This is a genomic window from Ideonella sp. P3_A4, from assembly GCF_056403075.1.
In genome coordinates this window covers 1-3,911 of sequence record NZ_JBFUGE010000566.1, presented here as the reverse complement: position 1 = coordinate 3,911, position 3,911 = coordinate 1, and the positions used below count along the sequence as shown (strand labels likewise).

Below are 3,911 nucleotides of genomic sequence, written 5' to 3'. Positions count from 1 at the left end.
GCCTTGGTGTAGCGCTGCAGGAACTTGGCGGCGGTGATCGCGCCACCGGCACGAGAGCCGATGTTGGCCATGTCGGCGAAGTTGCTCTTCAGCCCTTCGTCGTATTCCTCGTCCAACGGCATGCGCCAGCACGGGTCGTCGGCGCGGCGCGAGGCTGCGGTCAACTCATCGGCCAGGCCGTCGTCGGGCGAGAACATGCCTGCGTGGTGATTGCCCAACGCGACGACGCAAGCGCCAGTCAGCGTCGCGATGTCCACCACCGCCGCCGGCTTGAAGCGCTCGGCATAGGTCAGTGCATCACACAGGATCAGGCGGCCTTCGGCGTCGGTGTTCAGGATCTCGATGGTCTGGCCCGACATGCTGGTCACCACGTCGCCCGGCTTGGTGGCGATGCCGCTGGGCATGTTCTCGCAGGCCGGGATCAGGCCCACCACGTTGATCTTGGGCTTGAGCTGGCCGACGGCGCGCATCGTGCCCAGCACGCTGGCAGCGCCACCCATGTCGAACTTCATCTCGTCCATCTCGGCACCGGGCTTCAGCGAGATGCCGCCGGTGTCGAAGGTGATGCCCTTGCCGACCAGAACGATCGGCGCGTCTTTCTTGCCGCCGCCGTTGTACTGCATGACGATGAAGGCGAGCGGCTCTTCCGAACCCCGCGCCACCGACAGGAAGGAACCCATGCCCAGCTTCTCGACGGCCTTGCGGTCGAGCACCTGCGTGGCAAAGCCGAACTCCTTGCCCAGGCGCTTGGCTTCTTCACCCAGCCAGGTGGGGGTGCAGAAGTTGGCCGGGCGGTTGGCAGCTTCGCGCGCCACGTTCATGCCGGCGCCGATGGCCTGGCCTTGCACCAGGCCCTGCTTCAGCTCAGCCGGTGCGGCCTTGTCGACGACCAGCGAGACCTTGGTCGGCATGGCCACCACTTCAGCGCTGGGCTTGGTGTGCTGGTAGGAGTACGCGGCCTGCTCGACTGCGACGGCCAGCGCTTCGGCATGTGCCGCGCCAGCGCCCTCGCCCGCCAGCACCGCCAAGTGCTTCACGGCACGGTTCTTCAACGCCGCCAGACCCGCCGACACTGCAGCGCGGAAGGCCTTGGCCGAAGCGTCGCGCGCGCCCGACAACACGACGCGCTGGCTCTTCACGCCATCGACGTTGTGCAGGTAGAGCGTGCGGCCGGCCTTGCGTTCGAAGTCGCCGGCCTTGGTGGCCGCAGCGATGGCGCCGTCCAGCGCCTTGTCGCCCGTACCGGCCTTGCTGTCGGCTGCCAACACGACGATCAAGGCATCGGCCACCACGGCAGATGCGCCGCCTGCCGGGGTCGCTAGAGCTTGAAAGTTCATAATCTTGTCTCGTATGAAAGTAATCTTTTGATGTTATTCGATTCGACCGTCCGCAAAGAGCTGGCACGCAGTTTCGGGGCAACCCTGGTGGTCATCCTGACCATCGTGTTGACCATGATGCTGATCCGCACGCTGGGCCTGGCGGCCAATGGCGCCGTGGCGCCGCAGGACGTGGTGCTGCTGCTCGGCTACACGGCGCTGGGCCAGTTGCCGATGATGATGGCGCTGTCGCTGTTCATCGCCACGGTGGTCAGCCTGGGCCGCATGTACCGCGACAGCGAGATGGCGATCTGGTTCAGCAGCGGGGTTGGCCTGTCGCGCTTCGTGCGGCCGGTGCTGCGCACGGGAACGCCGGTGCTGCTGGTGGTGGGGCTGCTGGCCTTGCTGGTCTGGCCCTGGGGCAACGAGAAGACCAACGAGCTGCGCCAGCGCTATGAACAACGCTCGGACCTGGCCCGCGTGGCGCCGGGCAGCTTCCAGTCGTCGGCCGACGGCAGCCGCGTGTTCTTCATCGAGCGCGAGGGCGAATCGGCCGGCGTCGGCCGCAACGTCTTTCTGCTCGGCCGCACCGGCAAGCGCGAAAGCGTGACCACCGCCCGCGCCGGCCGGGTCGAGACCGAAGGCGACGACCGCGTACTGGTGCTCGACTCCGGCCACCGCAGCGAGCAGAACGCCGAGACCGGCGAGCACGCACGGTTGAATTTCGAGCACCTACGAATGATCGTAGACCCGGGCAAGGCAAAGGCCGCCGACTCGGTGCCGCCCAAGGCGCAGAACACGCTCGCCCTGCTGCGCGACCCCACGCCGCGCAACCAGGCCGAGCTGACGTGGCGCCTGGGCCTGCTGTTCGGCGCCGCGAACTTGCTGCTGCTGGGCATTGGCCTGTCGGCGAGCAACCCTCGGCGCGCCAGCAACTGGAACCTGCTGTTCGCGCTGCTGGCCTTCGTCGTCTACTACAACCTGATCAACCTGAGCCAGGCCTGGGTCAGCGCCGGGCGCCTGGGCATGGGCGCCGCGCTGTTGACCCTGCACAGCCTGGCCTTCTTGGTCGCGCTGGGGCTGATCTGGTGGCGCGACCATTCCACCGTGATGCATTGGCGACGCGCACCCGCCACAGCCAGGAGCGCTGCATGAAGACCGTCCGCCGGCTGCTTTACCGTGACGTGGTCTGGTCGGTGGTGTTCGTCGCCGTCGCCTTCCTGTCGCTGTTCTTCTTCATCGATTTTCTGGAAGAGCTGGAGGGCGTGGGCAAGCACGACTACACCGTCTGGCATGCCGGGCTAGCGGCAATGTTCGAACTGCCTGGGCGCTTCTACGAGCTGTTCCCGATCGCCGTGCTGATCGGCACGATCTACGCGATGGCGCGGCTCGCGCAATCGTCCGAGTTCACCATCTTGCGCACGGGTGGCCTGGGCCCGGGCCGCGCGCTGCGGCTGTTGCTGACGCTGGGCGTGGTGATGGGCGTGCTGACTTTCTTGATGGGCGAGTATGTGGCGCCGTTGGGCGAGCAGCAGGCGGTCGCGCTGAAGGCGCGCTTTCGCGGTGGCCAGGCGCTGGGCCGCAGCGGCGCCTGGCTGAAAGAGCACCAGGGCAGCGGCGACAACGAACGCAGCCTGTCGATCAACGTACAAGGCACGACGGCCGACGGGCAGATGCGCGACATCCGGATCTTCGAGCACAACAGCGACGGCGTGCTGCTGCGCCGCGTGCAGGCGGCGACTGCCCGGTCCGAGAAGCCCGAGGGTCAGGATGTGTGGCGCCTTCAGGATGTGCAGGTCGCCGAATGGCCGCGCGGCGAGCAAACCCAGCTGCAGACCAGGCACTACGACTCGCTGGACTGGCCGACGACGCTGCAAGAGAACGTGGTCGCCGCGGCGATCTCGCCGATCCGCAGCATGTCGACCATCGACCTGTGGCGTTACAGCCGCCACCTCGAGCTGCAAGAGCAGACGGCGCAACGCTATGAGCTGCAGTTCTGGCGCCGCGCCTTCTACCCATTGGCGTGCATCGTGATGGTGGCATTGGCCCTGCCCTTTGCCTACCTGCACGCGCGCGCCGGTGGCATCAGCCTGAGGGTCTTCGGCGGCATCATGCTGGGCATCAGCTTCGTGCTGCTGAACAACGTGGTCGGCCACCTGGGCCTGCTGCGCGACTGGACGCCCTGGATCGCCTCCGCGTTACCGAGCTTGTTGTATCTGCTGATGTCTTTGGCGGCGTTCACCTGGCTCGTCAGGTACCGTTAGGCCATGCAAGGCCTCATCCTCTTCGCCCACGGGGCGCGCGACGCACGCTGGGCGCAGCCGTTCGAGCAGGTGGCCGCTCGTGTGCAAGCGTTGCAACCTGGCCTGGCCGTGTCGCTGGCCTACCTCGAATTCCTGACGCCAGACCTGGACGCAGCCGGCCAGGCGCTGGTGCAGGTTGGTTGCCGCGAGGTGGCGGTGCTGCCACTGTTCCTGGGTGCCGGCGGCCACGTGCGCAAAGACCTGCCCGAGCGGCTGGACCGGTTGAGAAAAGCTCACCCGGACGTGCAGTGGACGCTGCGCCCGGCCGCCGGTGAGTCGCCCCGCTTGGTAG

General features: G+C 67.0%; 4 protein-coding genes. 3 read left to right on the top strand and 1 reads right to left on the bottom strand.

The annotated features are described in order from the left end of the window. A partial coding sequence (locus tag AC1DYI_RS29015; RefSeq protein WP_477207588.1) for a leucyl aminopeptidase occupies positions 1-1,337 on the bottom strand: 1,337 nt, incomplete at its 3' end. Positions 1,338-1,367: 30 nt separating this feature from the next. On the opposite strand from AC1DYI_RS29015, the gene lptF reads away from it, so the two are divergent. The 3 genes from lptF to AC1DYI_RS29000 all read left to right on the top strand — a co-directional run. Continuing rightward, positions 1,368-2,471, top strand: a complete 1,104-nt coding sequence (lptF, locus tag AC1DYI_RS29010; protein WP_477207587.1) for an LPS export ABC transporter permease LptF — start codon at positions 1,368-1,370, stop codon at positions 2,469-2,471. Next, the gene (gene lptG / locus AC1DYI_RS29005; RefSeq protein WP_477207586.1) at positions 2,468-3,580 is read left to right on the top strand and encodes an LPS export ABC transporter permease LptG; all 1,113 of its coding nucleotides are present in this window, start codon (positions 2,468-2,470) and stop codon (positions 3,578-3,580) included. Before lptF ends, lptG begins: the two co-directional genes overlap by 4 nt. A gap of 3 nt (positions 3,581-3,583) precedes the next feature. Then, on the top strand, positions 3,584-3,911 hold a 328-nt coding region (locus AC1DYI_RS29000), incomplete at its 3' end, for a sirohydrochlorin chelatase (RefSeq protein ID WP_477207585.1).

What these genes read in the sequence shown, in the direction of transcription:
- lptF (WP_477207587.1), top strand. Translation starts at nt 1,368, where the DNA reads ATGTTATTCGATTCGACCGTCCGCAAAGAGCTGGCACGCAGTTTCGGG.
- lptG (WP_477207586.1), top strand. Translation starts at nt 2,468, where the DNA reads ATGAAGACCGTCCGCCGGCTGCTTTACCGTGACGTGGTCTGGTCGGTG.